We start from the raw sequence: 26055 nt of genomic DNA on the forward strand, positions 1-26055 counted from the left end.
CATCGCCGCTCACCGTGGTCTGGAACGAGGACTGGTTCTGGTCGACGTCGCTGATCGAGATGGTGCCGTTCGCCGTCAGCGTCGGATTGGCGCTGTCCTCGGTCACATCGGCCACCGTCGGGGTGCCAATCACCGCCGCGTCGTTGACGCCATTGATCACAACCGTCAGCGTACCGACACTGAGCGTGCCGTTCGACATCTTGATCGTGTACTGAATCGTATCGGTGAATGTCTGTCCGGCACCGAGCGCGTTGATCTGCGCACTCAACCCTGTCGCGTCATAGTGAACCTTGTTGTCGGTGCCGATCCAGAATTTCGCCCCGCTCGTGCTGCTGGTTTCGATGACGTTCGCACCGTCCTGGATCAGCAGATCCTTGTTGTAGTCAGCGAACGCCTTGTTGGTGACGACGATCCCAGCCCCTCCGTCGTCGTTCTTGACGCCGTCATCCACCGAATAGATCGTCGTCTTGGTTCCGCCACCGCTTGCCGCCAGGACGTCGAACGTGAACTGAAGGCTGCCGTCTTCTGTACCGGATTGCGTCAGATTGGCTGCCGCGCCCGAATTCGAAAAGGTGACGGTCGAACCTGAAACTGTCGTAGTCGCCATTGCCAATTTCCCCCTGTGATCCCTTTGCGAACAATGGACGTGTTCGCCCCAACGGTTACTGCTGATCCTGGCGCGCTCACTCCGCCGTTGCAGCAAGCGCATGCTCTTGCCTGCGGCGGTTGGTCAGGACCAAGCCATTCTGATTGACCGAGAAGACTTCTCTCGCTGAGAGACAAAAACCCACCCCAAGCGCTTTCGCGCTCGTTCCCCAACACTCCTAGCTGGCGTGCCCCTCTTGTCGCCGCGATCGCGGGACCAAGCCTATCTATAGGCGTTTATATTAGCTTTTTACGAATTGGAAACCATACCCGCATATATAATAGTGGGTAATGTTAATGACTTGTTAGATATTTAATTAATCGGCGACCGGTCGGTTAATGGCGTAAAACTGACGTCGCGCCGTAACTTGGTCGTTGGCGTTGTCATATCCGGATATGGCGCAAAGTGCGCCAGAGCTTGGTCGCCAGCGTCTTCCGATGTCAGCCCGCCAGGCAGTTCTGCTCTGCGGCATTGGGATCGGCTGGCGCCGTCGCCCAGGCGAGTTCGACCAGCGTCACGGTGCGCCGGCCGGCGCCGTCGACCTGGCAGACGATGAGGCCCTGCTCCTCGATGTAATCGAGCAGCCGTCGCGCCCGGCGCAGTGAATGCGAGCCATAGGCCCGCGCGATCGCCGCGTCGCTCGGGCAGGGCCAGCCCTCCTTGGCGGCGCGGGCGATCATCATGAACACGCCCTGCATGTCCTCCGGCAGCAGCGAGGCGCGCACGGAAACGTCGCGCCACGCATCGTCCTCGGCCATGTCGGAGCCGACGCCGGCGCGGGCCCGCGTCAGCATGCGGCGGAATTCCGAAAGATCGGGCACAACGGAGGCAAGCCCTTCGATGCGGCAGCGGACCACGAACTCCTGGTAGAGCACACCGATCACCCGGAACCCGGCATCCGGCTCGGCCAGGATGGCGCGCAGGATGCGGTCCATCCGCTCGCGCCGTTCGGCCAGGTCCTCGGCGCTGGGCTGCGGCTCCGCCGGCTCGGGGCGGATATCCAGCGGCGCGGCCTTGGCCGCCATCAGCTGATCGAGCAGGTCGGGCGAAGGCCGGCGTTGCGGCCTGACCGTCTCGGGTGGCGGCGCCGCCAGAATGATCGAGCGCGCGTCCTCCAGCGTCGCTTCCGGCAGCGGCATCAGTCGCGGCGTGCCGTTGCGCGGGCTGGTTTCCGTCTGGCCGATGCGCAGGCCGAGCGGACGGCGCGACAGCGCCGGACCGAGCGCCATGAAATGCCCGCGCTCCAGGTCGCGAAACGCCTCCGCCTGTCGCCGTTCCATGCCGAGCAGGTCGGCGGCGCGCGCCATGTCGATGTCGAGGAAGGTCCGGCCCATCAGGAAGTTGGAGGCTTCCGCCGCGACATTCTTGGCGAGCTTCGCCAGCCGCTGCGTGGCGATGATGCCGGCAAGCCCGCGCTTGCGGCCGCGGCACATCAGATTGGTCATGGCGCCCAGCGAGAGCTTGCGGGCCTCGTCCGAAACCTCGCCGGCGGCGGCGGGCGCGAAGAGCTGCGCCTCGTCGACGACCACCAGCATCGGATACCAGTGGTCGCGCGCAACCTCGAACAATCCGCCAAGGAAAGCCGCGGCGCGCCGCATCTGGTTCTCCGCGTCGAGCCCTTCGAGGTTGAGCACCGTCGAGACGCGGTGAATGCGCGCCCGCTCGCCAGCCGCCTGCAGGCCGCGCTCGGTATGCTCCTCGGCGTCGATCACCAGATGGCCGTAGCGTTCGCCGAGCGAGACAAAGTCGCCTTCGGGGTCGATGATGGTCTGCTGCACCCAGGGCGCGCTCTGCTCGAGCAGCCGGCGCAACAGGTGCGACTTGCCGGAGCCCGAATTGCCCTGCACCAGCAGGCGGGTCGCCAGCAATTCCTCAAGGTCGAGGGCAGCCGGCGTACCTGCCGTGGTCTGCCCCATCTCGATTGCAACGGTCATGTCTCGACTCGGATCGTCTCCCTGCGCGCGACGGGCTTACCAACCCGAGCGCGGTGCGTCGAGCACATGTCGGGCCTGGGTGGCTGGTGTCCACATCTTGGCGGCAGACTGTCGGCAGTCACTCTGGTCGGACCACCATTTCGCTGGCGCCGGTCAGCCATTGGCGTATCATCCTGGCGGGACAGGGTTCATGGCAGGAGGAGGCTAATGAACGTCGCTGCGGAAGTGCCCGTCATGGACCTGACGGTGCAAGACCTTGTTTCGTCTGCCCTTTCGAAATTTCGCGCTGGCGACACCGTCTCGACGCGCGCGATGCTCGAAGCCGTCCGCCGTTCCGATCCGGCCTGCGGCGACAGCGACGACCATCTCGTCGAACTAATCGTCATGGCGGCAATTGGTAAGACCATGGGCGTCGTCTTCGACCACCGCTCGCCTGACGAGCGATTGCCGCTTCTATCCTAGTGGCACTGCACAGGGATTTTGACCGGTCGGCTCTCTGTTTGCGTTAGCAGGCGGCATGCCTTGGAGATTGGCCGAAACGCCCATCGCGATCGTCATTCTAGGGCGGAGCAGGAGCGAAGCTCCGTCGCGAAGACCCTAGAATCCATGCCGTTACGTTTGCCAAGAAGTGCAACGGAGCAGAATTCTGCACCGCAGCAATGCTTCGAAGTCACGGAATGGATTCTATGGTCTGCGCGCGTCGCTTCGCTCCTTGCTCCGCCATAGAATGACGAAACTAACAGGCGCTTCGGCTAATCTCCACAATCGGCGATTTTGCTAATGCGGGCGCCGTCCGACAGGCCGCTAGCTGCCCAGCGGGTGCGGCATGTAACCGACGAAGCCGGCGATCTTCCAACGGCCGCCGACCTTGCGGCAGAAGTAGAGCGTCTGCCATTTGAGCCGATCGACGCCGCCGTCGGCCTTGGCGACCGAGCCATCGAACTTCTTGTGCAGCACGGCGCGATCGCCATCGACATCGATGTCGCGCATGTTGGTGACGCGGAACAGCGCCTCACGCAACGGCTCGGCGAATTTCGTCGCCGCGGTCTCCTTGGCCTGGCGCAGCCATTCGTCGCGATAGACGTCCAGCCGCGGGAACTGCAGCCGCCAGGCATCGGCATTGGCCAGGAAATGCGCATGCATGCCGAAGAAGCTCTCGGCGATGAAATCGTCCTCGACCATCGACCAGTCCTGTCCTAGGAAGGCATCGATGTCGCGCCGCACCAGCATTTCCCAGAGCGCATGGCGATCGGCATCGCCTTCCGGAAACGGGTTCTTCTCGAAGGTCATCCTGGATCTCCCCTCATATGTGCGCAGCGGTCGCAAGCGGCGTCGGGCGCAAGATGCTCAGGCTTCTGTAATAAAGCAACATGAATTTCGAAAAAATGTTGCTTTCCGACATTGCCTCTATGAGGATCATGCCGACAAGCGTAGACGGCTATATGACCCGGTTCCCCTAATGCATGTCGCCCAGAAGTGTACGCGGTACTGGGACAACGACATGCATAAAAACAAGGACTAAAGCGCGTCGCCAGAATCCGTTTCAGCGCGACGCGCTTTAGTCGACAAAAGGAGGCTCACTTGCCCAAGCAGTGCTTTGGAAAATCGCATGTTCCGCTCTCGCCCGCCGTGCGCGCCGGCGATTTCGTCTATGTCTCCGGTCAGGTCCCGGTGGGCACCGACGGGCTTGTGGTGAAGGGCGGCATCGCCGAGCAGGCCGAGCAGGTGCTGCAGAACGTCAAGGCGGCGCTGGCGCTGGCCGGCTGCACCATGGACGATGTGGTGAAGACCACCGTCTGGCTGGAGGACGCGCGCGACTTCGGCACCTTCAACACCGTCTATGCAAAGCATTTCTCGCAGGACCCGCCGGCACGCACCACGGTCGAATCCCGCCTGATGATCGACATCAAGATCGAGATCGAAGCCGTCGCCTACCGGCCGGTCTGAGCGCGGTCATACAGAGGGAGGGCACCGATGCAGTTCGATCTCCTGATCAAGGGCGGGCGTGTCATCGATCCTGCATCGGGTCTGGATGCGCAACGCGACGTTGCCATTGCCGACGGCCGTATCGCCGCGATCGACGCCGCCATCGATGCCGAGGCGTCGGGTGAGGTCGTCGACGCCAGGGACTGTATCGTCACGCCCGGCCTCGTCGACCTGCACAGCCACGTTTATTGGGGCGGCACCTCGCTCGGCGTCGATGCCGACCGGCTCGCCGCCAGGAGCGGCACCACCACCTTCATCGACGCCGGCAGCGCCGGCGCCGGTAATTTCCTGGGCTTCCGCCGCCATGTCATCGAGCGCTCGAAGGTCCGCATCCTCGCTTACGTCAACATCTCCTTTGCCGGCATATTCGGCTTCGCGAAGACTGTGTCCGTCGGCGAATGCAGCGACCTCAGGCTTTGCGAGCCGCGCGAGACGGTGGCGGCGGTGCGCGAGCACGCCGATGTCGTCGTCGGCGTAAAAGTGCGATCCGGCAAGCATGCCGGCGGCACCAGCGGCATCGCGCCGGTCGACCTCGCGCTCGAAGCCGCGGACAAGGTCGGCCTGCCGCTGATGGCGCATATCGACGAGCCGCCGCCCGGCCGCTCCGAGGTGCTGCCCAGGCTGCGCCGCGGCGACATCCTCACCCATTGCTTCCGCCCGTTTCCCAACGCGCCGGTCTTCGCCTCCGGCGCGGTGCGGCCGGACATGCGCCTGGCGCGCGAACGCGGCGTCATCTTCGACATCGGCCACGGCATGGGCTCCTTCGACTTCGAGGTGGCGAAGGCGATGCTGGCCGAAGGCCTGGCGCCCGACGTCATCTCGAGCGACGTGCATCTCTACTGCGTCGACGGCCCCGCCTTCGACATCCTGGTCTGCATGTCGAAGCTCGTGGCGCTCGGCATGCCATTGGTCGAGGTGCTGCGCGCCGCGACGGTGGCTCCGGCGAACGCGATCGCCAGGCCGGAACTGGGCTTGCTGGAGGTGGGCGGCATCGGCGATGTCGCGGTACTGAGGCAACTGCCAGGCCGCTTCACCTTCGTCGATGCGGTCGGCGCCTCGCTGGTTTCGGATCGGCGGCTGGTCTCCAACGGCATCGTCCTCGGCGGCAAATGGTGGCCGAACGAAGCGCCCGACCACAACGAGACCGAGCGCTTCGAGCCGCATGCGCACCATACGCATGTGGAGGTGGCGGCCAGGCATTTTGGCCCTATAACTTCGTCATTCTAGGGCGGAGCGACGCGAAGCGGAGCGCAGACCCTAGAATCCATGCCGTGACTATTGCCGAAGAATGCAGCGGTACAGATGGGGCTTGAGACGATCCCCGTGAAAGAAGCCCGTTCTGGTCCGCTTGCGCACGCCACGAATGTCGCGGCATGGATTCTAGGGTCTGCGCCGCGTCGCTTCGCTCCTTGCTCCGCCCTAGAATGACGAAGGATAGGTTCGCGAATTGCTCGGCTCGCCGTAGACCGGCGTCGCAATCCCTTCCATCCTCGCCTTGAGCTGCAGCGCCACATATTTCGAATAGAAGCGCGACAGCGCCAGGTTGCCGCCGTGGAACCACAACGCTTCCTGCGCCGTCGGCTTCCACATGTTGCGCAACTCACCCTGCCACGGACCCGGGTCGCCCTTCACGCCGGAACCGAGGCCCCAGCACGGGCCGACCCTGTCGGCGACCTCGCGTGAGACGATCGCGGCAACCGTCTCGTTCATCGACTGGTAGCCGGTGCAGCAGACGATCGCGTCGACGGCGAGTTCGCTGCCGTCCTCGAACAGGATGCCGTCAGGCGTCAGCGACTTGATGCCGACGCCGCTCTTCACCGCGATCTCCCCGTTCAGTATCAACTCGCAGGCGCCGACATCGATGTAGTAGCCCGAACCTGTGCGGTAGGCCTTCATCAACAGCCCGGTCTCGTCCTCGCCAAAGTCGATGGCAAAGCCGCTGTCGCCGAGGCGCATGTAGAAATCCGCGTCGCGCGCCCTGATCACATCGTAGAGCGCGCGCTGGCCCTTCGGCACCAGCGCGAAGGGCATCGAGGCGACGATCATGTCGGCCTTGTCGGTACTGATGCCGCGCGCCAGCGCCTTTTCCGAGAATATCTCGAAGCCGACATCCATCAGCGTGTCGGACTTCACCACCGTTGTGGGCGAGCGCTGCACCATGGTGACCTTCGCGCCCGCTTCCCACAGATCGACGCTGACATCGTGGCCTGAGCTTGCAGCACCAATCACTGCGACGCGCTTGCCGCTGAATTTCTCGCCGGTGGCATACTGGCTGGAATGCAAAAGCTCGCCCTTGAAGCTGTCCGCGCCCGGTAGCTCGATCTGGCGCGGCGGACCGTAGGCGCCGGTGGCGAAGACGATATGCTTCGGCTTCAGCGTGACGCGCTGGCCGACGCGATCGACCACGACGGTCCAGACCTTTTCGGCCTCGTCATAAGCGGCGCTGATGCATTTGGTGGCGACCCAATAGTTCAGCTCCATGACGCGGGTATACATTTCCAGCCAGTCGCCCATCTTGTCCTTGGGCGTGAAGACTGGCCAGTTTTCCGGGAACGGAACATAGGGCAGATGGTCGTACCAGACCGGATCATGCAGCACGAGCGAGCGATAGCGGTTGCGCCAGGAATCGCCGGCGCGCGCGTTCTTCTCGATGACGAGGGTGGGAACGCCGAGCTGCCGCAGCCGGGCGCCCAGCATGATGCCGCCCTGCCCGCCGCCAATCACCAGGCAGTAGGGCTGGTCATGCACGCCGAGATCGCGCGCCTCGCGCGCTCGTGCCTCGGCCCAGGTCTCGCGCTTCGGGTCTGCCTTGTGGCGGATGCCGAGCGGCCGGGCCGGCCCCTTCCGCTCCTCGAAACCCTTGAGCTCGGTCATCGCCGTGAACAGCGTCCGGCAGCGGCCGTCCTTGAGACGCAGGATCCCCTCGCCGCGCGCGACTGCCGTCTCGAAGCTGAACCACGCTTCGATGATGCCGTCGTCGACGCTTGGGTCTCCGGTCAGGTGCCAGTGCGACGGCTGCGCCAGATGGAGCGTGGCCTTCAGCATCTCGCGGATTGCGCCCTGTCCCTCCATGGTCTTGATGTTCCAGGTGAAGGTCAAGAGGTCGCGCCAATAGCAATCCTCGACGAAAAGGCCGGTCGCCGCCTCGATATCGCCGGCCTCCAGCGCACGGCCAAAAGCGCCGAGCCAGGTTGCCGCCTGTTGCGATGGTGCGATGTCGAGCATTCTTCTTCGTTCCTTTTTTCAGTTCGAATTCTTTATCGAAGCCGGCGCCGCTGCCTTCTCCTTCTCCCCTTGTGGGAGAAGGTGGATCGGCGCGATAGCGTCGAGACGGATGAGGGGTGTTCCAGCGGAGTGAGACGCTGGCGTCCCCGGGAGCACCCCTCATCCGACCTCGCTTCGCGAGGCCACCTTCTCCCACAAGGGGAGAAGGGACTCTGCTAATCTCCGAGCGGCTCCATCTCCTTGCCCGTCCGATGGATCTGGGCATTGTACTTGATCCGGCGCACGGTCTCGCGCGCCGGGCCGTCAATCCTGTAAGCGGTCGCCACCGCCAGAAGATCGATGGCCGCAAGGAAGGCGTAGCGCGACGCGGTCGGCTTCAGCGTATCGGGATATTCTGGCACGGCAACCGTCAGCCGCACGTCGCAGACGCGCGTCAGCTCTGTGTCCGGCGCCGTCACGCAGATCGCGTTGGCGCGATAATGCTTGGCGAGCTCGACCGCCTCGATCACCTCGCGCGTGCGGCCGGTGGCCGAAATCGCGATCACCAGATCGCCCGGCTTCAGCGTCGAGGCCGTCATGCGCATCAGGTATGGATCGCATTGCGCGCTGATGGTGATGCCGTAGCGGAACAGGCGGTATTGCGTCTCCTGCGCCAGCGCCGACGAGCTGCCGCCGAGGCCGAACACCGTCACCTGCCGCGCCTTGGCGATCAGCTCCGCCGCCTTCTGCAACTGGCCTGGATCGATCTGCCGCTCCGCCTCCTGCAGCGCGCGCCGCGCCTCGCCGAACACCGCGTTCCAGAACGGCATGCCGCTGTCGCCATTCGCGGGTTGCGGCTTGGTGGCAAGATAGAGCGCGCCGACGACCAGGCTCTGCGCGAGCTTCAGCTTGAAGTCGCGCACGCCCTCGCAGCCGATGGCACGGCAAAAGCGGGTCACCGTCGGTTCACTGACCCCTGCTCGCTGCGCGAGTGCCGCATTTGAGGCATCGACCGCATATTTGACGTCGTCGAGCACGACATCGGCGACGCGGCGCTCGGCCGGCCGCAACTCCGCATAGCTGTCCTTCACCTGCGAGATGATATCGGGAATGCGCCTGACATGGTCGTGTCGGTCGTCGGTCTCGTCCGTCCTTCGCAACGCCTTGCTGTCAGCTTCGGTCATTGGCCAGTCCTCCCCAGTCCGCTTCTGGAGCCACCATCTTCGCGATTATCCGCCCTCTGGCCATAGGCAATCAACTGCGGCGAGTATGTAGGAAAGTAACAGACATCGCAAGCGGGCAAAAAACAATGAAAAATCATACTATTAGATAAAAGATGATTGAACCTGATTGCATCCGCACTTCGCTTCCGCTTGACAGTAAAGTAGGATAGTTACAGACTGATTTTGCGGACAGATGGGGCCTTCGGCAACTCATCGCGCAGTCTCCGAGGGGAGCATGAGTACGGCAAGCGCAAGAACGCCCAAGCTCGGCGTGCAAGCAGCGACCAAGGTCTATCAAACAGCCTCCGGCGATCTTCTGGCGCTCGATCGCTGCAGCCTGGATGTGCAGCCCAATGAGATCGTCTCGATCGTCGGCCCTTCCGGCTGCGGCAAGACCACGCTGTTGTGGTCGATGTCAGGCCTGCATCGGCTGACCGGCGGCGCGATCCTGCTCGACGGCAAGGAGATCACCGGACCGCGCCCGGAGATCGGCATCGTCTTTCAGGAGGCGAACCTTTTGCCCTGGCGCAATCTCGACGCCAACATCAACTTCCCCTTCGAGATCAAGGGCGAGAAGCCCGATCGCGCCTGGATCGCGCATCTGTTGAACCGCGTCGGGCTCGACGGCTTCGGCGGCAAATTCCCGCGCGAGCTTTCCGGCGGCATGCAGCAGCGTGCCGCGATCGTGCGCGCGCTGGCGCTGAAACCTTCGGTGCTCCTGATGGACGAGCCCTTCGGCGCGCTCGACAGCTTCACCCGCGAGGAGATGAACCGCCTCGTCGAGGAGATCTGGCTCGACACCAAGACCACCATCGTCTTCATCACCCACAGCATCGAGGAAGCGATCTTCCTCTCCGATCGGGTCGTGGTGCTGACCACGCGGCCGGGCCGTGTCGCCAAGGTCTACGACGTGCCGTTTCCGCGGCCGCGGTCGCTGGAAATCATGGCGACGAAAGAAGTCTTCGACCTCACCAACAAGATCAAGATGGACATTGTCGGCGAGCGCGTCCGGCCAATTGCGCCGGAGCGGCCGTCGGCTGAAATCGTGAGGATCAGGCCGTGAGCGGGGGCGACGCCATTCCGGAATTCTCAAAGGCGAAGTCAGGCGGCGATGGCCAGGACGTCAGCCTGACCAATCTTTCGGCCTTTGCCAGCGGCCCCGGCATCAAGTCCGGCGCCGAGGTGGCGGCGATCCTCGCCGTCGCGGTGGTGATCATCGGCGGCATCGAGCTGGCGCTACGCATCTTCCACGTACCGCAATACATCATGCCGCCGCCGAGCTCGATCGCTTACGCCTTATTCGACGAGTTCCCGCTGATCGCGCCGCATCTCGGCTACACGCTGATCGAGCTCGTTTCAGGCTTTGCCATCGGCGCCATCGTCGGCCTGGTCATGGCCGCGGTGATCACCCAGTTTCCCTTCGCCGAAAAGATCGTGGCACCCTACATCCTGATCCTCGTCACCACGCCGATGCTGGCGCTGGTGCCGCTGCTCATCCTGCGCTTCGGCTTCGGCTATACGCCGCGCATCATCGCCGTGGCTTTGGCCGCTGGCCCGATGGTGATGATCAACGCCGCCACCGGCTTCCGCCGCGTCGACAGCGCCAAGATCGCGTTGGCCCGCTCCTATGGCGCCAGCACTCTCCAGATATTCTGGAAGATCCGCGCGCCGATGGCGCTGCCGATGATCCTGGTCGGCCTGATGATCGGCGCGATCTTCGGACTGCTCACCGCCGTGGGTGCCGAGATGGTCGGCGGCGGCTTCGGTCTCGGCAACCGGCTGACCTCCTATTCGTCGATGATCCAGATGCCGCAATTCTTCGCGGTGGTGCTGATCCTCTCGACGCTCGGCATCCTGATCTACGTGCTGTTCTTCCTGATCGGCAAGAAATGGGCGAGCTGGGAGACCTAATGCATCTCGCCCAAAAGTGCGCAGCGGTTTTGGGACAACGACATGCACAGACAAGCGGAGCATTGAGGCCCGGGAGGCGGGCGAAAAGGCAAGGCGAAGCAATCAACAAAAGGGGAGTGCCATGACAAACGAAAATCCGATCCATTCCAGTATCCCGGCCGGCATCAGCCGCCGCTATTTCCTGCAGGTGACGGCGGCCGGCGTCGTAACCGCCACCGCGCTCGGCGCATCAGGTCTGAAGGCCAGGGCAGCGGCTTATGAGAAATTCACCTGGATCTCGCCGCGCGGCACGCTCGAAGTGCTGGACGATTATCCCTACTGGTCGGCCAAGAAGGCCGGCTATTTCGGCGATCTCAACACCGACATGCAGCCCGGCCCTTCGGACGGCACCGCGACGGTGAAGTTCGTCGATGTCGGCCAGGCCGATATGGGCTTCCCCTCGCCCGGCGTCTTCTCCTTCGCCATCCAGAACGGCATGAAGCTGAAGTCCGTCTTCCACATGGGCGCGCGCGATACGTTCAGCATCGCCTTCCGCAAGGGCGAGGGATCGAACGACCTCAAGAAGCTGGAAGGCAAGACCATCCTGCTCGGCTCCGCCGCCTGGCAGTCGATTACCGATCCGCTGCTTGCCGCCCAGGGCGTCGACATCAAGAAGGTGAAATATGTCGAGGCCGGCTGGCCGACCTGGGGCACGGCGCTTGCCGGCGGCCAGGGCGATGCAGCGCTCTCCTGGGAAGGTCTGCGCGCCGAGTGGATCGCCAAGGGGCTCGACTTCGAATACTGGCTGGGCGTCAAGAATTCCAAGCTGCCGGCCAACACCTTCGTCGTGCGCGCCGCCGACATCGAGGATGCCGACAAGAAGGCCTTCCTGGAAAAATACCTGCGCGGCTGGGCGATGGGTCTCGAATTCGGCTACCAGAACCCGCGCGCCGCGGTCGAGGCCGTGTTCGAGCAGTTCCCGACCTTGGCCAAGAACCTTGGCCCGGAGCTCGGCACGACCTCGATCCTGCAGCAGATCAACGTCTTCCGCGGCGACATGGACAAGCGCGGCGGCTGGGGCTCGCACGACATGGCGAGCTGGCAGGGCTTCTTCGACGAAATCCTTAAGATCGGCCAGATCACGGCGCCGGTGAAGGCCGAGGACGTCTGCACGAATGACCTGATCCCGGCGGCCAACGACTTCGACAAGGCCAAGGTCAAGGCCGACGCCGACGGCGCGAAACTGTCGGAAGGCTTTGCCGCGCTCGACGTCGAGAAGATCAAGGCGCACCTGTTCGATTCCGCCGTCAAGTAGCCCCGGCGACGGCACCAGGGACAATCGGGCGGCGATCCAGTCGCCGCCCTCCATTCAATGAACATGCGGGAGGCTGACATGGCCGACAAGGTAAGGATACTGGTGGTTGGTCTGGGCAATATGGGCGCTTCGCATGCCAGCGCCTATCATCGCTCCGACGGCTTCGAGATCGTCGGCATCATGAGCCGCTCGATCAAGAGCAACAAGAAGATCCCGAAAGAACTCGCCGGCTACCCGCTCTATGAAGATTTCGACCTGGCGCTGAAGGAGACCAAGCCCGATGCGGTCTCCATCAACAGCTGGCCGAACACCCACGCCGAATACGCGCTGAAGGCGATCGCCGCCAACTGCCATGTGTTCATGGAAAAGCCCTTGGCCACCAACATCGCGGATGCCGAGAAGGTGGTGGCCGCGGCGCGCGCGAAGAACCGCAAGCTGGTGCTCGGCTACATCCTGCGCGTCCACCCGTCCTGGATCAAATTCATCGAGGTCGGCAAGACGCTCGGCAAGCCGCTGGTGATGCGCCTCAACCTCAACCAGCAGAGCAGCGGCACCGCCTGGCACTGGCACAAGAACCTGATCGACTCGCTGATCCCGATCGTCGACTGCGGCGTGCACTATGTCGACGTCATGTGCCAGCTGACCGGCGCCAAGCCGGTACGCGTGCACGGCATCGGCGCCAAGCTCTGGGCCGAAGCCGACAAGCAGAATTACGGCCACCTGCACGTCACCTTCGATGACGGATCGGTCGGCTGGTATGAGGCGGGCTGGGGCCCGATGATGAGCGAGACCGCCTATTTCGTGAAGGACGTGGTCGGCCCTAAGGGCGCGGTCTCGATCGTCGCCGGCCAGTCGGGAAGCAGCGGCAAGGACGCCGAGGAGGTTTCGGATTCCGCCGACATCGACCGCCACACCAAGACCGACGCGCTGAAGATCCATTACGCGCAGGTCGACGGCGACAAGAATTTTTCCAAGCCCGACGAGATCGTCAGCATGGAGGACGAGCCCGGTCACCAGGAACTTTGCGACCGCGAGCAGGCCTTCTTCCTGCGCGCCATCCGCGAGGACCTCGATTTGACCGAGCAGATGGATGCCGCCGTCAACAGCCTGCGCATAGTGCTGGCGGCCGAGCAGAGCATCGCGGAAAAGCGGACAGTAGAACTGGCCTAGAGCAATTCCAGGAAAAGTGCGTAGCGGTTTTCCGTCCGGCGCAAAAACAACGGAGGCCGCGCCAGGCCCCCTCATCCGACCGCTTCGCGGCCACCTTCTCCCCGAAGGGAGAAGAGGTTGGCGCCGGCGCCGACAATCCCCTCTCCCGCCGGGGAGAGGTCAGCCGAGCGCAGCGGAGGCTGGGTGAGTCTGAGCTGGTTCTCAGCTAACAGCACTACCAAGTGGGAGGAAAAACATGGCCGCGATTTCGGAGAGCCTGCTCGAAACCTACACCAGTTCCGACGCCCTAGGCTTGGCAAGCTTGGTGAAGCGCGGCGAGGTTTCGCCGGCCGAGCTTGTCGAAGCTGCGATCATCACGATCGAGCGCCTCAACCCATCGCTCAACGCGGTCATCCACCGCCTCTATGACATGGCGCGCAGCCAGGCGGCGACGGTCGACAAGACCGCGCCCTTCGCTGGCGTGCCTTATCTGCTCAAGGAGCTCGCTTCGTCCTGGAATGGCGCGCCCCTCACCAATTCCTGCCGCTACCTGAAGGACTTCGTCGCCGATTCCGACAGCGAGGTCGTGCGCCGCATCAAGGCCGCCGGCCTGGTGCTGGTCGGCAAGTCCAACGCGCCCGAGAATGGCTGGTCGATCACCACTGAGCCGAAGCTCTACGGCACGACGAAGAACCCATGGAAGGAAGGCGTCACGCCGGGCGGCTCGAGCGGCGGCGCCGCGGTCGCAGTCGTCACCGGCATGGTGCCGATCGCCGAAGCCAGCGACGGCGCCGGCTCGATCCGCGTGCCGGCCTCCTGCTGCGGCATCATCGGCCTGAAGCCGTCGCGCGGCCGCGTCAGCCTCGCGCCCTTCGGCGACTATTGGTTTGGCGGCGCCTATTTCCTCTGCTGCTCGCGCACGGTGCGCGATACCGCCGCCTATCTCGATGCGGTGGCCGGCGCCCTGCCCGGCGACGCCTATACGCCGCCGGTGCCGGAGGACAGTTGGCTGAACCTTTCCGCGCGGGCGCCGAAGAAACTGCGCATCGGCTTTACCGTCACGCCGCCCAACCGCACAGCGATGGATCCTGAAGTCAAGGCGACGGTCCTCTCCACCGTCGCCGCGCTCGAACGCTTGGGCCACGATGTCGAGGAACACGACATGCCGCTCGACGCCGACGCTGCGTGGAAAACCTATACCGACATGACCAACGTGCAGACGGCCGCTACCTTCGGCTTCCTCGAAACGCTGGTCGGCCGCCCCGTCACGCCAAACGACGTCGAGCCGGTGACCTGGGCCGTCATCCAGCGCGGCCGCGCGACCAGCGGCATCGAGCATGTTTCCGATGTCGAGCAGTTGAGGTTGATCGGCCGCGACGTCGTCGGCGACCTCAATCCCTACGACATCTTCATCACCCCGACGCTGACGCGGTTGCCGCGCCCCCTGGGTTATTACGACATGTCGGAAACCGACCTCGACCGCTACAACGCCAAATGGGCCGACGCGGTCTTCAACTTCCCCTTCAACATCTCAGGTCTGCCGGCGATCTCGCTGCCGCTTGGGCAGTCGGCCGACGGCGCGCCGATCGGGGTGCAAATCGTCGGCCGCTACGGTGATGAGGCGACGGTGCTGGCGCTATCCACGCAGCTGGAAGGGGAGATGCCGTGGAAGGACCGGCGGCCAGCGCTGTAGACGATCACCTTGTCGGGCAAGGCTATCAACGTCCGTTGGGGTAGTCAGCGCAAACGCTGGTGATGAGCTGAAGGCTCATGAACCTCGTCATTCCAGGGCGGAGCAAGGAGCGAAGCGACGCGCGCAGACCCTGGAATCCATGCCGTTACCTGGACCGAAGTGTGCAACGGTGCAGAATTCTGGACCGCCGCGGCGCTTCCGGGTCACGGCATGGATCCTCGGGTCTGCGCGCGTCGCTTCGCTCCTTGCTCCGCCCGTGGATGACGACCGCGATAGGCGTCTCGGCCAATCGCCAAGGCATGGAATCTGCCAACGCACATTAACCAACCGCAGCTTCGGACGGGACCAGCCAAAACCCCTATAAAATTCCTATATCTTTCCCACCCATCCCGTCTCGAACCTTTATGGCGATCGGGTCCATATATCCATCCGAAAAAGCGCTTTGATCGCCGTCACCGCCAAGGTGACGTGCGCCCGCGCGCGGTTTCGAGCCCGCCACGGCGAGCCGCAAACACAAAGTGGAAACAAGGAACGCCTGCAATGGACCTCATAGTTCTCGGGATCGGGATTTTATTCTTCGTCCTGTCCTTAGCCTACGTCAAAGCCTGCGACGTTATCTGAGCGGAACGGTCGGATAATGCTTCTCGATTACATTCTTGGCGGCGCAGTGACTTTGTTCCTACTTGCCTATCTCACCTACGCGCTCATCCGCCCAGAACGCTTCTGATCGGCGCACGGAAGGTCACATGATGACACTCAACGGCTGGATACAGATCCTCCTCTATTGCGGGGTCCTGCTTTTGCTCGTGAAGCCGCTCGGCGGCTACATGTATCGCGTTTTCAGCGGCGACCGCACCTTGCTCTCGCCGGTGCTCGTCCCGATCGAGCGCGGCCTCTATCGCCTCGCCGCAACGAGCGAGAAGGAGGAGCAGCACTGGGCCGTCTACGCGACCGCCATGCTGCTCTTCAACCTCGCCGGCTTCCTCGTTCTTTACGCGCTGCAGCGGCTGCAGGGCGCCCTGCCCTATAATCCCGCCGGGATGACCGCGGTCGAGCCCGGGCTCGCCTTTAACACCGCAGCCAGCTTCATCACCAACACCAACTGGCAGAACTACGGCGGCGAAAGCACGATGTCCTACCTCGTGCAGATGGCCGGCCTCACCGTCCAGAACTTCGTCTCCGCCGCCACCGGCATTGCCATCGCCATTGCCCTGATCCGCGGCTTTGCCCGCGCTTCAGGCAAGTCGATCGGCAATTTCTGGGTCGATCTCACCCGGTGCACGCTCTACGTGCTCCTGCCGATATGCATCGTGCTGACGCTCGCCTATGTCCGGCTGGGCATTCCGCAGACGCTCGGGCCCTATGTCGATGCCACCACGCTGGAAGGCGCCAAGCAGACGATCGCGCTCGGACCGGTCGCCTCGCAGGTCGCCATCAAGATGCTCGGCACCAATGGCGGCGGCTTCTTCAACGCCAACGCAGCGCATCCGTTCGAAAATCCCGACGCCATCTCGAACTTCATCCAGATGCTGACGATCTTTACGCTGGGTGCTGCGCTCACCAACGTCTTCGGCCGCATGGTCGGCAGTGAGCGGCAGGGCTGGGCCATCCTTGCCTCGATGGGCGTGCTGTTCCTGGTCGGCGTCGCCGTCTGCTACTGGGCGGAAGCCGCCGGCAACCCGCTGGTCCATGCGCTCGGCATCGACGGCGGCAACATGGAAGGCAAGGAGACGCGCTTTGGCATCGCCTTGTCCGCTCTCTTCGCCGTCATCACCACGGCCGCCTCGTGCGGCGCCGTCAATGCCATGCATGACAGCTTCACCGCGCTCGGCGGCATGATCCCGCTGATCAACATGCAGCTCGGCGAAATCATCATCGGCGGTGTCGGCGCCGGCTTTTACGGCATACTGATGTTCGTCGTCGTCGCCGTCTTCGTCGCCGGCCTGATGGTCGGCCGCACGCCCGAATATCTCGGCAAGAAGATCGAGGCCAAGGAGGTCAAGATGGCGATGCTCGCCATCCTGTGCCTGCCGCTGGCGATGCTCATCTTCACGGCCATCGCCGTGGCCTTGCCGAGCGCCGTGGCCTCGATCGCCAATGCCGGCCCGCACGGCTTCACCGAGGTGCTCTATGCCTACACATCGGCGGCCGCGAACAACGGCTCGGCCTTCGGCGGCCTCACCGGCAACACGCACTGGTACAACATCACGCTGGGCCTCGGCATGCTGATGGGCCGCTTCCTGGTCATCATCCCGGCTTTAGCCATCGCCGGCTCGCTGGCCGCCAAGAAGACCGTGCCCGCTTCCGCCGGCACCTTCCCGACCGACAGCATGCTGTTCGTGGGCCTCCTGGTCGGTGTCATCATCATCGTCGGCGGCCTCACCTTCTTCCCGTCGCTCGCCGTCGGTCCGATCGTCGAGCATCTGGCGATGATCCATGGACAGACCTTCTGAGATGACCATGCCCCGCTTTAACGACATACGTCGCAACGACCGTCACCAAACCGGTGACGGAGCGCCCGACAACGGAAGGGATGAGAATCCTCGTCCTTTCCCGACGCTTTCAACCTTTCTCGGCATGGCGGCCGTGCTGTTCGTGCTGTGGCTGCTGGCAGTTGGCCTTCCGCACCTCTTCCCGAAGACCGAGCAGCCGGCGCCGTCAACCATCATCGATACTGGAGCCTCGAAATGAGCCAGGCCAAATCCGCTGTTATCATGGACGCCCGCATCCTGGTGCCGGCGATCAGCGGCGCCTTCCGCAAGCTCGATCCGCGCACGCTGGTCAAGAACCCGGTGATGTTCGTCGTCGCCGTCGTCTCCGCGCTCACCACCGTGCTGTTCGTCAAGGATCTCGTCACTGGCGGCGGCGATCTCGGCTTCACCTTGCAGATCATCATCTGGCTCTGGTTCACCGTCCTGTTCGCCAATTTCGCCGAGGCCGTCGCCGAAGGCCGCGGCAAGGCGCAGGCCGACTCGCTGCGCAAGGCGCGCACCGAGACCCAGGCCAAGCTGCTCGCCAATGGCGATCGCTCGAAGTTCAAGCTGGTGCCCGGCACCAGCCTGAAGGTCGGCGACATCGTGCTGGTCGAAGCCGGCGACATCATCCCTTCGGACGGCGAGGTGATCGAAGGCGTGGCATCCGTCAACGAAGCCGCGATCACCGGTGAATCCGCGCCGGTCATCCGCGAATCCGGCGGCGACCGTTCGGCCGTCACCGGCGGCACCCAGGTGCTGTCCGACTGGATCCGTGTGCGCATCTCCGCCGCTTCGGGCCATACCTTTCTCGACCGCATGATCTCGCTGGTCGAAGGTGCGGAGCGCCAGAAGACCCCGAACGAGATCGCGCTCAACATCCTGCTTGTCGGCATGACGCTGATCTTCGTGTTGGCGACCGCGACCATTCCGAGCTTCGCCTCCTATTCGGGTGGCTATATCTCGGTGACGATCCTGGTTGCGCTCTTCGTGACGCTGATCCCGACCACGATCGGCGCGCTGCTGTCGGCCATCGGCATCGCCGGCATGGACCGCCTTGTGCGCTTCAACGTGCTCGCCATGTCCGGCCGCGCCGTCGAGGCCGCCGGCGACGTCGATACACTTCTCCTCGACAAGACCGGCACCATCACGCTCGGCAACCGCCAGGCGACGGAGTTCCGCCCGGTCAAGGGCGTCCCCGAGCAGGAGTTGGCCGATGCGGCCCAGCTTGCCTCGCTGGCCGACGAGACGCCGGAAGGCCGCTCGATCGTCGTGCTGGCCAAGGAGAAATACGGCATCCGCGCCCGCGACATGGCAACGCTGCACGCGACCTTCGTGCCCTTCACCGCGCAGACCCGCATGAGCGGCGTCGACTGTGACGGCTCGTCGGTGCGCAAGGGCGCGGTGGATGCGGTGCTTGCCCATGTCAGCCAGGCGACGGCCGCCGCGCATGGCGCCCGTCCGGCCGGCGACACGATCCGCGACCTGCAGGCGATCGCCGACGAGATCGCCAAGGCCGGCGGCACGCCGCTGGCGGTCGAGCGCGACGGTCGCCTGCTCGGCGTCGTCCATCTCAAGGACATCGTCAAGGGCGGCATCGCCGAGCGTTTCGCCGAACTGCGCAAGATGGGCATCCGCACGGTGATGATCACCGGCGACAACCCGCTGACCGCGGCGGCAATTGCCGCCGAAGCCGGGGTCGACGACTTCCTCGCCCAGGCGACGCCCGAGAACAAGCTGTCGCTGATCCGCCAGGAGCAGGCCAAGGGCAAGCTGGTCGCCATGTGCGGCGACGGCACCAATGACGCGCCAGCGCTCGCCCAGGCCGATGTCGGCGTCGCCATGAACACCGGCACGGTCGCCGCGCGCGAGGCCGGCAACATGGTCGACCTCGACAGCGATCCGACCAAGCTGATCGAGATCGTCGAGATCGGCAAGGCGCTCTTGATGACGCGCGGCTCGCTGACGACCTTCTCGATCGCCAACGACGTGGCCAAGTACTTCGCCATCATCCCGGCGATGTTCGCCGTCTTCTATGTTGCGCCCGGCCAGTCGACCGGTCCGCTGCAGGCGCTCAACATCATGCATCTGGGAACGCCGCAGAGCGCCATCCTGTCGGCTATCATCTTCAACGCGCTGATCATCATCGCGCTGATCCCGCTGTCGCTGAAAGGCGTGAAGTATCGTGCCATCGGCGCCGGCTCGCTGCTCACCCGCAACCTGCTGATCTACGGCCTTGGCGGCATCATCGTGCCGTTCGTCGGCATCAAGGCGATCGACCTGATCGTCACGGCCCTCGGCCTCGCATAAGGACAACCCCGATGTTCAAGCAACTCAGGCCCGCGATCGTCATGATCGTCTTCTTCACGGTGCTGACCGGCCTCATCTATCCGATCGGCATGACCGGCATTGCCCAGGCGCTGTTCCCGAACCAGGCCAATGGCAGCCTGATCACCAAGGACGGCAAGGTGATCGGCTCTGGCCTGATCGGCCAGGCCTTCGCCAGCGACGGCTATTTCCACGGCCGGCCGTCGGCCGCGGGCAATGGCTACGACGCCGGCGCCTCCGGCGGCTCCAATCTCGGCCCGACCAATCCGAAGCTGATCGAACGCATCAAGGGTGACACCGAGAAGCTGAAGGCCGAAAACCCGAATACGCCGGTGCCGATGAACCTCGTCACCACCTCGGGCAGCGGCCTCGATCCCGACATCAGCCCCGACGCTGCCTATTTCCAGGTGCCGCGCGTCGCCAAGGCCCGCGGCGTGGGCGAACCCAAGGTGAAGGCGCTCGTCGAAAGCCATGTCGAGGATCGCGAGCTGGGCTTCATGGGTGAGCCGACGGTCAACGTGCTCGCGCTCAACCTGGCGCTGGATGACCTGAAGTAATCAGCCTCCGCGCCGGGGATCGACACGCCCCCCGGCTCAATTCATGATTGGACCTGATGCCGGACGACAGGACCGCTCCCCAGAACCGACCGTCCCCCGACGCGCTCCTCGAGCATGCCGAGCGCGAGGGCCGCGGCCGCCTGCGCATATTTCTCGGCGCGGCCCCCGGCGTCGGCAAGACCTATGAGATGCTGATGGCGGGCCGCGCCCAGCGCGCCGACGGCATCGACGCCGTAATCGGCATCGTCGAGACGCACGGCCGCAAGGAAACCCAGGCCCTGGTCGACGGCTATGAGGTGATCCCGCGCCGCCTGGTCGAGCATCGCGGCCAAACTCTGGACGAGATGGACATCGACGCCATCCTGAAGCGGCGTCCCGCCCTGGTCCTGGTCGACGAGCTTGCCCACACCAACGCGCCCGGCAGCCGGCATCCCAAACGCTATCTCGATGTGCAGGAGATTCTTGCCCAAGGCATCGACGTCTACACCACGCTCAACATCCAGCATGTCGAGAGCCTGAACGACGTCGTCGCCCAGATCACGCGCGTCAGGGTGCGCGAGACGGTTCCCGATTCCATCATCGACGAGGCCGACGACATTGAGGTCATCGACCTCACCCCCAGCGACCTGATCAAACGGCTGCAGGACGGCAAGGTCTATTTCCCCAACACCGCGCAGCGCGCCATCGAGAACTATTTTTCGCCGGGCAATCTGACGGCGCTGCGCGAGCTGGCCCTGCGCCGCACCGCCCAGCGCGTCGACGAACAGCTGCTCAACCACATGCAGTCGCACGCCATTCCGGGTCCCTGGGCGGCCGGCGAGCGCGTCCTCGTCTGCGTCGACTCACAGCCTGGCGGAGCGGCGCGCATCCGCTATGCGCGCCGCCTCGCCGACCGGCTGCGCGCGCCCTGGACGGCGCTCCACGTCGACACGCCTCGCCTGGCGGGCCTGTCCGAGGAGGACAAGGACCGCCTGGCCAGGAATCTTCGCCTTGCCGAACAGCTCGGCGCCGAGATCACCACCGTTCCGGGTCAGAACGTCGCCCAGGACATCGTGCGCCACGCAACGGCGAACAATTTCACCCATATCGTCATCGGCAGGCCAACCCGTTCGCGCTGGCGCGAGCTGATCGAGGGCTCGCTCACCTATGATCTGATCCGCAATGCCGGCGACATCAGCGTCCATGTCATTTCGGGCGCCGGGCGCGATGCCGACACGCCGCCGGCGCGGGTGAAAGCGGCGCCCGAGCAGAAGCCTTTCCAGATCTGGCCCTATCTGTTCTCGACGGTCTATGTCGCCGGCGCGCTGGCTGTCAGCTCGATCCTCGACCAGTTCCTCGACGTCCGCAATCTCGCCAGTGTCCTGCTTCTGTCGGTGCTGACAGCCGCCGTGACGTTCGGACTCTGGCCGGCGCTCTATGCCTGTTTCCTGAGCGCGCTTGCCTTCAACTTCTTCTTCCTCGAGCCGCGCTACACGCTGACGATAAGGGATCCGGAAAGCATCGTTGCCTTTGCGGTCTTCCTCGTCGTGGCCGTGATCGCCAGCAATCTGACGGCGCGCGTGCAGCGCCAGGCAGTCGCCGCGCGCTCGCGGGCACGCGCCACCGAGGACATCTATTCCTTCTCCAAGAAGCTTGCCGGCGCCGGCATGCTCGACGACGTGCTGTGGGCCACCGCCTTTCAGATCGCCTCGATGCTGAAAGTGCGGGTCGTGCTGCTGCTGCCGGAAAACGGCACCATCACCGTCAAGGCCGGTTATCCGCCGGACGACACCCTGGCCGAGGCCGATATCGCGGCCGCCCGCTGGGCCTGGGAGCACAACCGCGCCGCCGGCCGCGGCGCCGACACCTTGCCTGGCGCAAAACGTCTCTATCTCCCCTTGCGCACGGGGCGAACCGCGATCGGCGTGGTTGGCCTCGACAATGACAAGCAGGGGCCCCTGCTGACACCGGAGCAGCAGCGCCTGCTCGACGCCTTGGCCGACCAGGCCGCGGTCGCCATCGAGCGTGTCCAGCTCGTCGCCGATGTCGACCGCGCCCGGCTTGCGGCCGAAGCCGACCGGCTGCGCTCGGCGTTGCTCACCTCGATCTCGCATGATTTGAAGACGCCGCTCGCCGCGATCATGGGTGCGGCCGGCACGCTCAAGGAATTCGCGCCGGCGTTGCCGGAGAAGGATCGCGCGGAGCTTCTGTCGACGGTCGTCAGCGAAGCGGAGCGGCTGAACCGCTTCATCGCCAATCTGCTCGACATGACCAGGATCGAGTCGGGCGCGATGGAGCCGAACTACGGGCTCCATTATGTCGGCGATGTAGTCGGCTCTGCGCTGAGCCGGGCACAAAAGATCACCGCCGAGCACACGATAGAGACCGATATTCCGGCTGACCTCTCGATGCTGCGGCTCGATCCGGTGCTGTTCGAGCAGGCGCTGTTCAACCTCCTCGACAACGCTGCCAAATATGCCTCGCCCGGTTCGACCATCCGGCTGCAGGCCTGGGTCGACAACGGCGCCGTCATCCTGCAGGTCATGGATGAGGGGCCGGGCATCCCACCCGATGACCTGGAGCGGATATTCGACACCTTCTACCGCGTGCGCAAACGCGACCAGGTGCGCGCGGGCACCGGTCTCGGCCTGTCGATCAGCCGCGGCTTCATCGAGGCGATGGGCGGCACGATCGCAGCCGCCAACCGCACCGACCGGCAAGGCGCGATTTTCACCATCCGCATGCCGGTGCCGGTTGAGTTGCCTGTGCCGGGCGCACCCCTTACGGACGATGCGGCATGACAAATCAGACCGTCTCCATCTTGGTCGTCGACGACGAACCGCCGATCCGTAAATTGCTGCGCGTCGGCCTCGGCAGTCAGGGCTATGCGGTCTCCGAAGCGCCGAACGCCAGGGCGGCGATCGAACTCATGCAGACCGAGCGGCCCGACCTGATCCTGCTCGATCTCGGCCTGCCCGGCATGACCGGTCTCGAGCTGCTCGGCAAATGGCGGAGCGACGGGCTCGACATTCCGGTCGTCATCCTTTCCAGCCGCACCGACGAGGCCGGCATCGTCTCGGCGCTCGAGCTCGGCGCCGACGATTATGTGACAAAGCCCTTCGGCATGAACGAGCTTGTCGCCCGCATCCGCGTGGCGCTGCGCCACAAATTCCAGCAGCAGGGCGAGAAGCCGGTATTCCACACCGGCGACCTTTCGGTCGACCTGGTGAAGCGCATTGTCAAGGTCGAGGGCAAGGACGTAAAACTGTCGCCCAAGGAATACGAGATCCTGCGCATGCTCGTGCAATATGCCGGCAAGGTGCTGACCCACCAGTTCCTGATGAAGCATATCTGGAACGACTCGACCGACGTCCAGTATCTCAGGGTCTACGTGCGCCAATTGAGGCAGAAGATCGAGAAGACCCCGGACCAGCCGCGCTACATCATCACCGAGACCGGTGTCGGCTACCGTTTGCGTGAGGTGGAATAGCCAACGCAAACCGCTGTGGTTGGCCGAAGCATCTCAACGTCGTCATCCACGGGCGGAGCGGGAGCGAAGCGGACGCGTAGACCCGAGGATCCATGCAGTTACGCCGGCCAAGGAGCGCGGCGGAGCAGAATCTGCATCGTCGCAAAGCTTCGAGGCCACGGCATGGATCCTATGGTCTGGGCTGCGTCGCTTCGCTCCTTGCTCCGCCATAGGATGACAAAGCGATAGGCGCTTCAGCAAAATCTCTGCAGGCGCATCCGCCAACATATAGCAGCGATCCCGACGAAAACTAATCCGCCGACAAATCAGCCGTTCGGGCGAGCGCGCTGCCGAAGCCGTTGAGTGAGATGGTGAAGGAGATCGGCTGCGTCGTGTCGGCCGCCGTGGCGTTGATCTTCAGCGTGGTGCCGTTCTGCAAGAGCGGCGTGGTATCGGCATCGAACGCCACCGGCACCAGGCAGCCGACCGCCTGGCAGGTATTGAACTGCAGCGTGCCATCGAGCTTCTTGTCGTCGATCTCGAGCGAGATGCCGTTGGCCAAGGCAAGCCCGAAGGGCAGCGCCAGCGTACCGGCGGCGTCCCGGCCGGTCTTGGTCGTCAATTCGATCGCCAGCAGCCGCTGGCCGCTCTGCTTGTTGAACTGCTGATGCGACAGGCTGCAGACCTTGTTGGTGCCGGTGACCTGGCAGTTGACAGTCCAGTCGCCATGCGTTTCTGACAACGCCGAGGCGCCACCCGGCAGCTGCGGCTTGGCTGCCGCGTCGGCGGGCTGAGCGGCAGGCGCCACCTTGTCGCCCTTGTTCTGGGCGGCAAGCCCCGCCGCCGGCACACCTGCGATGCAGGCGGCTGCCAGCATCGCCGCAAGATACGCGTACTTCGTCCTCATGACATCCCTTCTTGGCCCCCGCCCCGCGTCAGCTGGAAGCTGACCTTCAGGGACGCGCTGACTGCGTTCTGCCTGACCGTTTCCCCGAAAGCGCCGTTGTACCCGACCGCCAGGCCGACGCCGTTGACGCCATCGAGCTCCAGCCCGGCGCCGACCCGATAGAGCGGCGAATCGATAGCTTCCGTCAAGTGCAATGCTGGGTTGCCGAGCAGATTCTCGGCGGCGGTAAAGCGCCCCTCCATCTCCACCGCTTGGTGGAGAACTCGGCGCCGGCCTCCGTGAACAGCATCACGTTTCGCAGTCGCCCATGGCGCCGTTGGCCGGCCGCACTATATAAAACACATGGTTTTTCGCATGGGAGCCGACCAAATGCTTCGTCACGCCCTGACTGTTCTTGCGGGCACCTTGCTGGCGGTCGCAATTTCTCAGGTTGCGCCATCTTACGCGCAGGTCGTCATCCCGACGAATCGCAACGCTTTGGTGCAGCAGAACCAGCTGCAGCAGTTGCAGAACAGTTTGCAGCGGCAACAATACCAACAGCAGCAGCAATTGTATCGCGAGCTTGACCGGCAGACCGCGCCCAAGCCGCGGCCCGATGTGCCGGTGTATGACCAGACATGTCGAATGGAAGCGGTCGGCAACACGATTTCGCGGGTTTGCCGCTGACATTTCACTTTTTTCAGTTTATTAGCCGACTTACTTGCTGGCAAAATGCCGGATTGCAAGGGCAGTGGTTTTAGGGTTTGCAGGGGACGGGTTTTTGCCCGCGCGGATAGCGTATGGCAGGGGCGCTGCTCTCACCGGAATTTGGGATGGCAACAACCAAGAAGAAAGCAGTTCGCCGGGCCAGGAAAGGGCAGCGGATCCGCCAGGTAGCGGCCATTCCGTTTCGGTTGCGCGAGGACGGCGGCCTCGAAGTGTTGCTGGTCACCTCACGCGCCACGCGGCGTTTTATCGTGCCCAAGGGTTGGCCGATGAAGGGCAAGTCCGGGCGCAAGGCGGCAACGATCGAAGCTCAGGAGGAAGCAGGCGTTCTCGGCAAGACGCTGAAGCAGCCTGCCGGCACCTATTCCTATTGGAAACGCATGACCAACGGCTTCATTCGCGTGGATGTTTCGGTCTATCTGCTCCAGGTCACCGAGGAGCTTGCCGACTGGCAGGAAGCCGCGAACCGGCAGCGCGCGTGGCTACCGGCGGCAGACGCCGCCTTGCTCATCGACGAGCCGGAGCTTTCGACACTGCTGAGGGATTTGACCGTTCCGTCAGCCGACCCGGCATAACAGACGCCTGTTCAGTATCGTTCG

24 protein-coding genes are annotated in these 26055 nt (G+C 64.1%); 17 read left to right on the forward strand and 7 right to left on the reverse strand.

From position 1 onward, the window contains the following. Nucleotides 1-607 (reverse strand): VCBS domain-containing protein (locus RFM98_RS18295; protein ID WP_320310192.1); only part of this gene is annotated, 607 nt, incomplete at its 3' end. Nucleotides 608-1086: 479 nt separating this feature from the next. After that, entirely contained in the window at nucleotides 1087-2580 is a 1494-nt protein-coding gene (locus RFM98_RS18300) for a helicase HerA domain-containing protein (RefSeq protein WP_320310193.1), read from the reverse strand. Between the two features lie 207 nt (nucleotides 2581-2787). Here RFM98_RS18300 and RFM98_RS18305 point away from each other — a divergent pair, with 207 nt between their 5' ends. Further along, entirely contained in the window at nucleotides 2788-3042 is a 255-nt protein-coding gene (locus RFM98_RS18305) for a hypothetical protein (protein WP_320310194.1), read from the forward strand. Nucleotides 3043-3384: 342 nt separating this feature from the next. On the opposite strand, the gene RFM98_RS18310 is transcribed toward RFM98_RS18305, so the two are convergent. Next, nucleotides 3385-3870: a hypothetical protein gene (locus RFM98_RS18310; RefSeq protein ID WP_320310195.1), complete on the reverse strand. Its 486-nt coding sequence runs from the start codon at nucleotides 3868-3870 to the stop codon at nucleotides 3385-3387. 291 nt (nucleotides 3871-4161) lie between these two features. Here RFM98_RS18310 and RFM98_RS18315 point away from each other — a divergent pair, with 291 nt between their 5' ends. Next, nucleotides 4162-4527, forward strand: coding sequence for a RidA family protein (locus RFM98_RS18315; RefSeq protein WP_320310196.1), 366 nt, complete (start codon nucleotides 4162-4164; stop codon nucleotides 4525-4527). Between the two features lie 27 nt (nucleotides 4528-4554). Continuing rightward, complete coding sequence (locus tag RFM98_RS18320) at nucleotides 4555-5793, forward strand: amidohydrolase/deacetylase family metallohydrolase (protein ID WP_320310197.1); 1239 nt, start codon at nucleotides 4555-4557, stop codon at nucleotides 5791-5793. Between the two features lie 192 nt (nucleotides 5794-5985). On the opposite strand, the gene RFM98_RS18325 is transcribed toward RFM98_RS18320, so the two are convergent. After that, nucleotides 5986-7791, reverse strand: coding sequence for an NAD(P)-binding domain-containing protein (locus tag RFM98_RS18325; protein WP_320310198.1), 1806 nt, complete (start codon nucleotides 7789-7791; stop codon nucleotides 5986-5988). Nucleotides 7792-8006: 215 nt separating this feature from the next. Then, nucleotides 8007-8954, reverse strand: coding sequence for a MurR/RpiR family transcriptional regulator (locus tag RFM98_RS18330; protein ID WP_320310199.1), 948 nt, complete (start codon nucleotides 8952-8954; stop codon nucleotides 8007-8009). A 274-nt stretch (nucleotides 8955-9228) separates the two neighbouring features. Between RFM98_RS18330 and RFM98_RS18335 the strand changes: the two genes are divergently transcribed. The 12 genes from RFM98_RS18335 to RFM98_RS18390 all read left to right on the forward strand — a co-directional run bounded on the left by RFM98_RS18335 (nucleotide 9229) and on the right by RFM98_RS18390 (nucleotide 23865). Continuing rightward, the gene (locus RFM98_RS18335) at nucleotides 9229-10056 is read left to right on the forward strand and encodes an ABC transporter ATP-binding protein (protein WP_320310200.1); all 828 of its coding nucleotides are present in this window, start codon (nucleotides 9229-9231) and stop codon (nucleotides 10054-10056) included. Further along, nucleotides 10053-10904 carry an ABC transporter permease gene (locus tag RFM98_RS18340; protein ID WP_320310201.1) on the forward strand — a complete coding sequence of 284 codons (852 nt, stop codon included), beginning with the start codon at nucleotides 10053-10055 and terminating at the stop codon, nucleotides 10902-10904. The genes RFM98_RS18335 and RFM98_RS18340 overlap by 4 nt, the downstream gene beginning before the upstream one ends. A gap of 121 nt (nucleotides 10905-11025) precedes the next feature. Beyond that, the gene (locus RFM98_RS18345; RefSeq protein ID WP_320310202.1) at nucleotides 11026-12198 is read left to right on the forward strand and encodes an ABC transporter substrate-binding protein; all 1173 of its coding nucleotides are present in this window, start codon (nucleotides 11026-11028) and stop codon (nucleotides 12196-12198) included. A 78-nt stretch (nucleotides 12199-12276) separates the two neighbouring features. Beyond that, entirely contained in the window at nucleotides 12277-13368 is a 1092-nt protein-coding gene (locus RFM98_RS18350) for a Gfo/Idh/MocA family protein (protein WP_320310203.1), read from the forward strand. Between the two features lie 235 nt (nucleotides 13369-13603). Beyond that, nucleotides 13604-15040: an amidase gene (locus RFM98_RS18355; protein ID WP_320310204.1), complete on the forward strand. Its 1437-nt coding sequence runs from the start codon at nucleotides 13604-13606 to the stop codon at nucleotides 15038-15040. 637 nt (nucleotides 15041-15677) lie between these two features. Beyond that, nucleotides 15678-15767, forward strand: a complete 90-nt coding sequence (locus RFM98_RS18360; protein WP_040990279.1) for a K(+)-transporting ATPase subunit F — start codon at nucleotides 15678-15680, stop codon at nucleotides 15765-15767. 22 nt (nucleotides 15768-15789) lie between these two features. Beyond that, nucleotides 15790-17493, forward strand: coding sequence for a potassium-transporting ATPase subunit KdpA (kdpA, locus tag RFM98_RS18365; RefSeq protein WP_320310425.1), 1704 nt, complete (start codon nucleotides 15790-15792; stop codon nucleotides 17491-17493). Between the two features lies 1 nt (nucleotide 17494). After that, nucleotides 17495-17731, forward strand: coding sequence for a hypothetical protein (locus tag RFM98_RS18370; RefSeq protein ID WP_320310205.1), 237 nt, complete (start codon nucleotides 17495-17497; stop codon nucleotides 17729-17731). Beyond that, a complete protein-coding gene (gene kdpB / locus RFM98_RS18375) occupies nucleotides 17728-19821 on the forward strand; it encodes a potassium-transporting ATPase subunit KdpB (RefSeq protein WP_320310206.1) in 2094 nt (697 codons plus the stop codon). The genes RFM98_RS18370 and kdpB overlap by 4 nt, the downstream gene beginning before the upstream one ends. Nucleotides 19822-19832: 11 nt before the next feature. Next, the gene (gene kdpC / locus RFM98_RS18380) at nucleotides 19833-20396 is read left to right on the forward strand and encodes a potassium-transporting ATPase subunit KdpC (RefSeq protein ID WP_320310207.1); all 564 of its coding nucleotides are present in this window, start codon (nucleotides 19833-19835) and stop codon (nucleotides 20394-20396) included. Between the two features lie 56 nt (nucleotides 20397-20452). Continuing rightward, the gene (locus RFM98_RS18385; protein ID WP_320310208.1) at nucleotides 20453-23176 is read left to right on the forward strand and encodes a DUF4118 domain-containing protein; all 2724 of its coding nucleotides are present in this window, start codon (nucleotides 20453-20455) and stop codon (nucleotides 23174-23176) included. Beyond that, nucleotides 23173-23865 carry a response regulator transcription factor gene (locus tag RFM98_RS18390; RefSeq protein WP_320310209.1) on the forward strand — a complete coding sequence of 231 codons (693 nt, stop codon included), beginning with the start codon at nucleotides 23173-23175 and terminating at the stop codon, nucleotides 23863-23865. Before RFM98_RS18385 ends, RFM98_RS18390 begins: the two co-directional genes overlap by 4 nt. Nucleotides 23866-24154: 289 nt before the next feature. Here RFM98_RS18390 and RFM98_RS18395 read toward each other — a convergent pair whose 3' ends face one another. Further along, on the reverse strand, nucleotides 24155-24751 hold the full coding sequence (locus RFM98_RS18395) for an invasion associated locus B family protein (RefSeq protein ID WP_320310210.1): 597 nt from the start codon (nucleotides 24749-24751) through the stop codon (nucleotides 24155-24157). Beyond that, nucleotides 24748-24993 carry a hypothetical protein gene (locus RFM98_RS18400; protein ID WP_320310211.1) on the reverse strand — a complete coding sequence of 82 codons (246 nt, stop codon included), beginning with the start codon at nucleotides 24991-24993 and terminating at the stop codon, nucleotides 24748-24750. Before RFM98_RS18400 ends, RFM98_RS18395 begins: the two co-directional genes overlap by 4 nt. Nucleotides 24994-25120: 127 nt before the next feature. On the opposite strand from RFM98_RS18400, the gene RFM98_RS18405 reads away from it, so the two are divergent. Beyond that, complete coding sequence (locus RFM98_RS18405) at nucleotides 25121-25417, forward strand: hypothetical protein (RefSeq protein ID WP_320310212.1); 297 nt, start codon at nucleotides 25121-25123, stop codon at nucleotides 25415-25417. Nucleotides 25418-25563: 146 nt separating this feature from the next. Then, nucleotides 25564-26031 carry an NUDIX hydrolase gene (locus RFM98_RS18410; RefSeq protein ID WP_320310213.1) on the forward strand — a complete coding sequence of 156 codons (468 nt, stop codon included), beginning with the start codon at nucleotides 25564-25566 and terminating at the stop codon, nucleotides 26029-26031. Nucleotides 26032-26055: the final 24 nt, after the last annotated feature.

Source organism: Mesorhizobium australafricanum (assembly GCF_033977265.1).
GTDB classification, from domain to species: domain Bacteria; phylum Pseudomonadota; class Alphaproteobacteria; order Rhizobiales; family Rhizobiaceae; genus Mesorhizobium; species Mesorhizobium australafricanum.

What these genes read in the sequence shown, in the direction of transcription:
- RFM98_RS18300 (WP_320310193.1), bottom strand. Translation starts at nt 2,580, where the DNA reads ATGACCGTTGCAATCGAGATGGGGCAGACCACGGCAGGTACGCCGGCT.
- RFM98_RS18305 (WP_320310194.1), top strand. Translation starts at nt 2,788, where the DNA reads ATGAACGTCGCTGCGGAAGTGCCCGTCATGGACCTGACGGTGCAAGAC.
- RFM98_RS18310 (WP_320310195.1), bottom strand. Translation starts at nt 3,870, where the DNA reads ATGACCTTCGAGAAGAACCCGTTTCCGGAAGGCGATGCCGATCGCCAT.
- RFM98_RS18320 (WP_320310197.1), top strand. Translation starts at nt 4,555, where the DNA reads ATGCAGTTCGATCTCCTGATCAAGGGCGGGCGTGTCATCGATCCTGCA.
- RFM98_RS18325 (WP_320310198.1), bottom strand. Translation starts at nt 7,791, where the DNA reads ATGCTCGACATCGCACCATCGCAACAGGCGGCAACCTGGCTCGGCGCT.
- RFM98_RS18330 (WP_320310199.1), bottom strand. Translation starts at nt 8,954, where the DNA reads ATGACCGAAGCTGACAGCAAGGCGTTGCGAAGGACGGACGAGACCGAC.
- RFM98_RS18335 (WP_320310200.1), top strand. Translation starts at nt 9,229, where the DNA reads ATGAGTACGGCAAGCGCAAGAACGCCCAAGCTCGGCGTGCAAGCAGCG.
- RFM98_RS18345 (WP_320310202.1), top strand. Translation starts at nt 11,026, where the DNA reads ATGACAAACGAAAATCCGATCCATTCCAGTATCCCGGCCGGCATCAGC.
- RFM98_RS18350 (WP_320310203.1), top strand. Translation starts at nt 12,277, where the DNA reads ATGGCCGACAAGGTAAGGATACTGGTGGTTGGTCTGGGCAATATGGGC.
- RFM98_RS18355 (WP_320310204.1), top strand. Translation starts at nt 13,604, where the DNA reads ATGGCCGCGATTTCGGAGAGCCTGCTCGAAACCTACACCAGTTCCGAC.
- RFM98_RS18360 (WP_040990279.1), top strand. Translation starts at nt 15,678, where the DNA reads ATGCTTCTCGATTACATTCTTGGCGGCGCAGTGACTTTGTTCCTACTT.
- kdpA (WP_320310425.1), top strand. Translation starts at nt 15,790, where the DNA reads ATGACACTCAACGGCTGGATACAGATCCTCCTCTATTGCGGGGTCCTG.
- RFM98_RS18370 (WP_320310205.1), top strand. Translation starts at nt 17,495, where the DNA reads ATGACCATGCCCCGCTTTAACGACATACGTCGCAACGACCGTCACCAA.
- kdpB (WP_320310206.1), top strand. Translation starts at nt 17,728, where the DNA reads ATGAGCCAGGCCAAATCCGCTGTTATCATGGACGCCCGCATCCTGGTG.
- kdpC (WP_320310207.1), top strand. Translation starts at nt 19,833, where the DNA reads ATGTTCAAGCAACTCAGGCCCGCGATCGTCATGATCGTCTTCTTCACG.
- RFM98_RS18385 (WP_320310208.1), top strand. Translation starts at nt 20,453, where the DNA reads ATGCCGGACGACAGGACCGCTCCCCAGAACCGACCGTCCCCCGACGCG.
- RFM98_RS18390 (WP_320310209.1), top strand. Translation starts at nt 23,173, where the DNA reads ATGACAAATCAGACCGTCTCCATCTTGGTCGTCGACGACGAACCGCCG.
- RFM98_RS18395 (WP_320310210.1), bottom strand. Translation starts at nt 24,751, where the DNA reads ATGAGGACGAAGTACGCGTATCTTGCGGCGATGCTGGCAGCCGCCTGC.
- RFM98_RS18400 (WP_320310211.1), bottom strand. Translation starts at nt 24,993, where the DNA reads ATGGAGGGGCGCTTTACCGCCGCCGAGAATCTGCTCGGCAACCCAGCA.
- RFM98_RS18405 (WP_320310212.1), top strand. Translation starts at nt 25,121, where the DNA reads ATGCTTCGTCACGCCCTGACTGTTCTTGCGGGCACCTTGCTGGCGGTC.
- RFM98_RS18410 (WP_320310213.1), top strand. Translation starts at nt 25,564, where the DNA reads ATGGCAACAACCAAGAAGAAAGCAGTTCGCCGGGCCAGGAAAGGGCAG.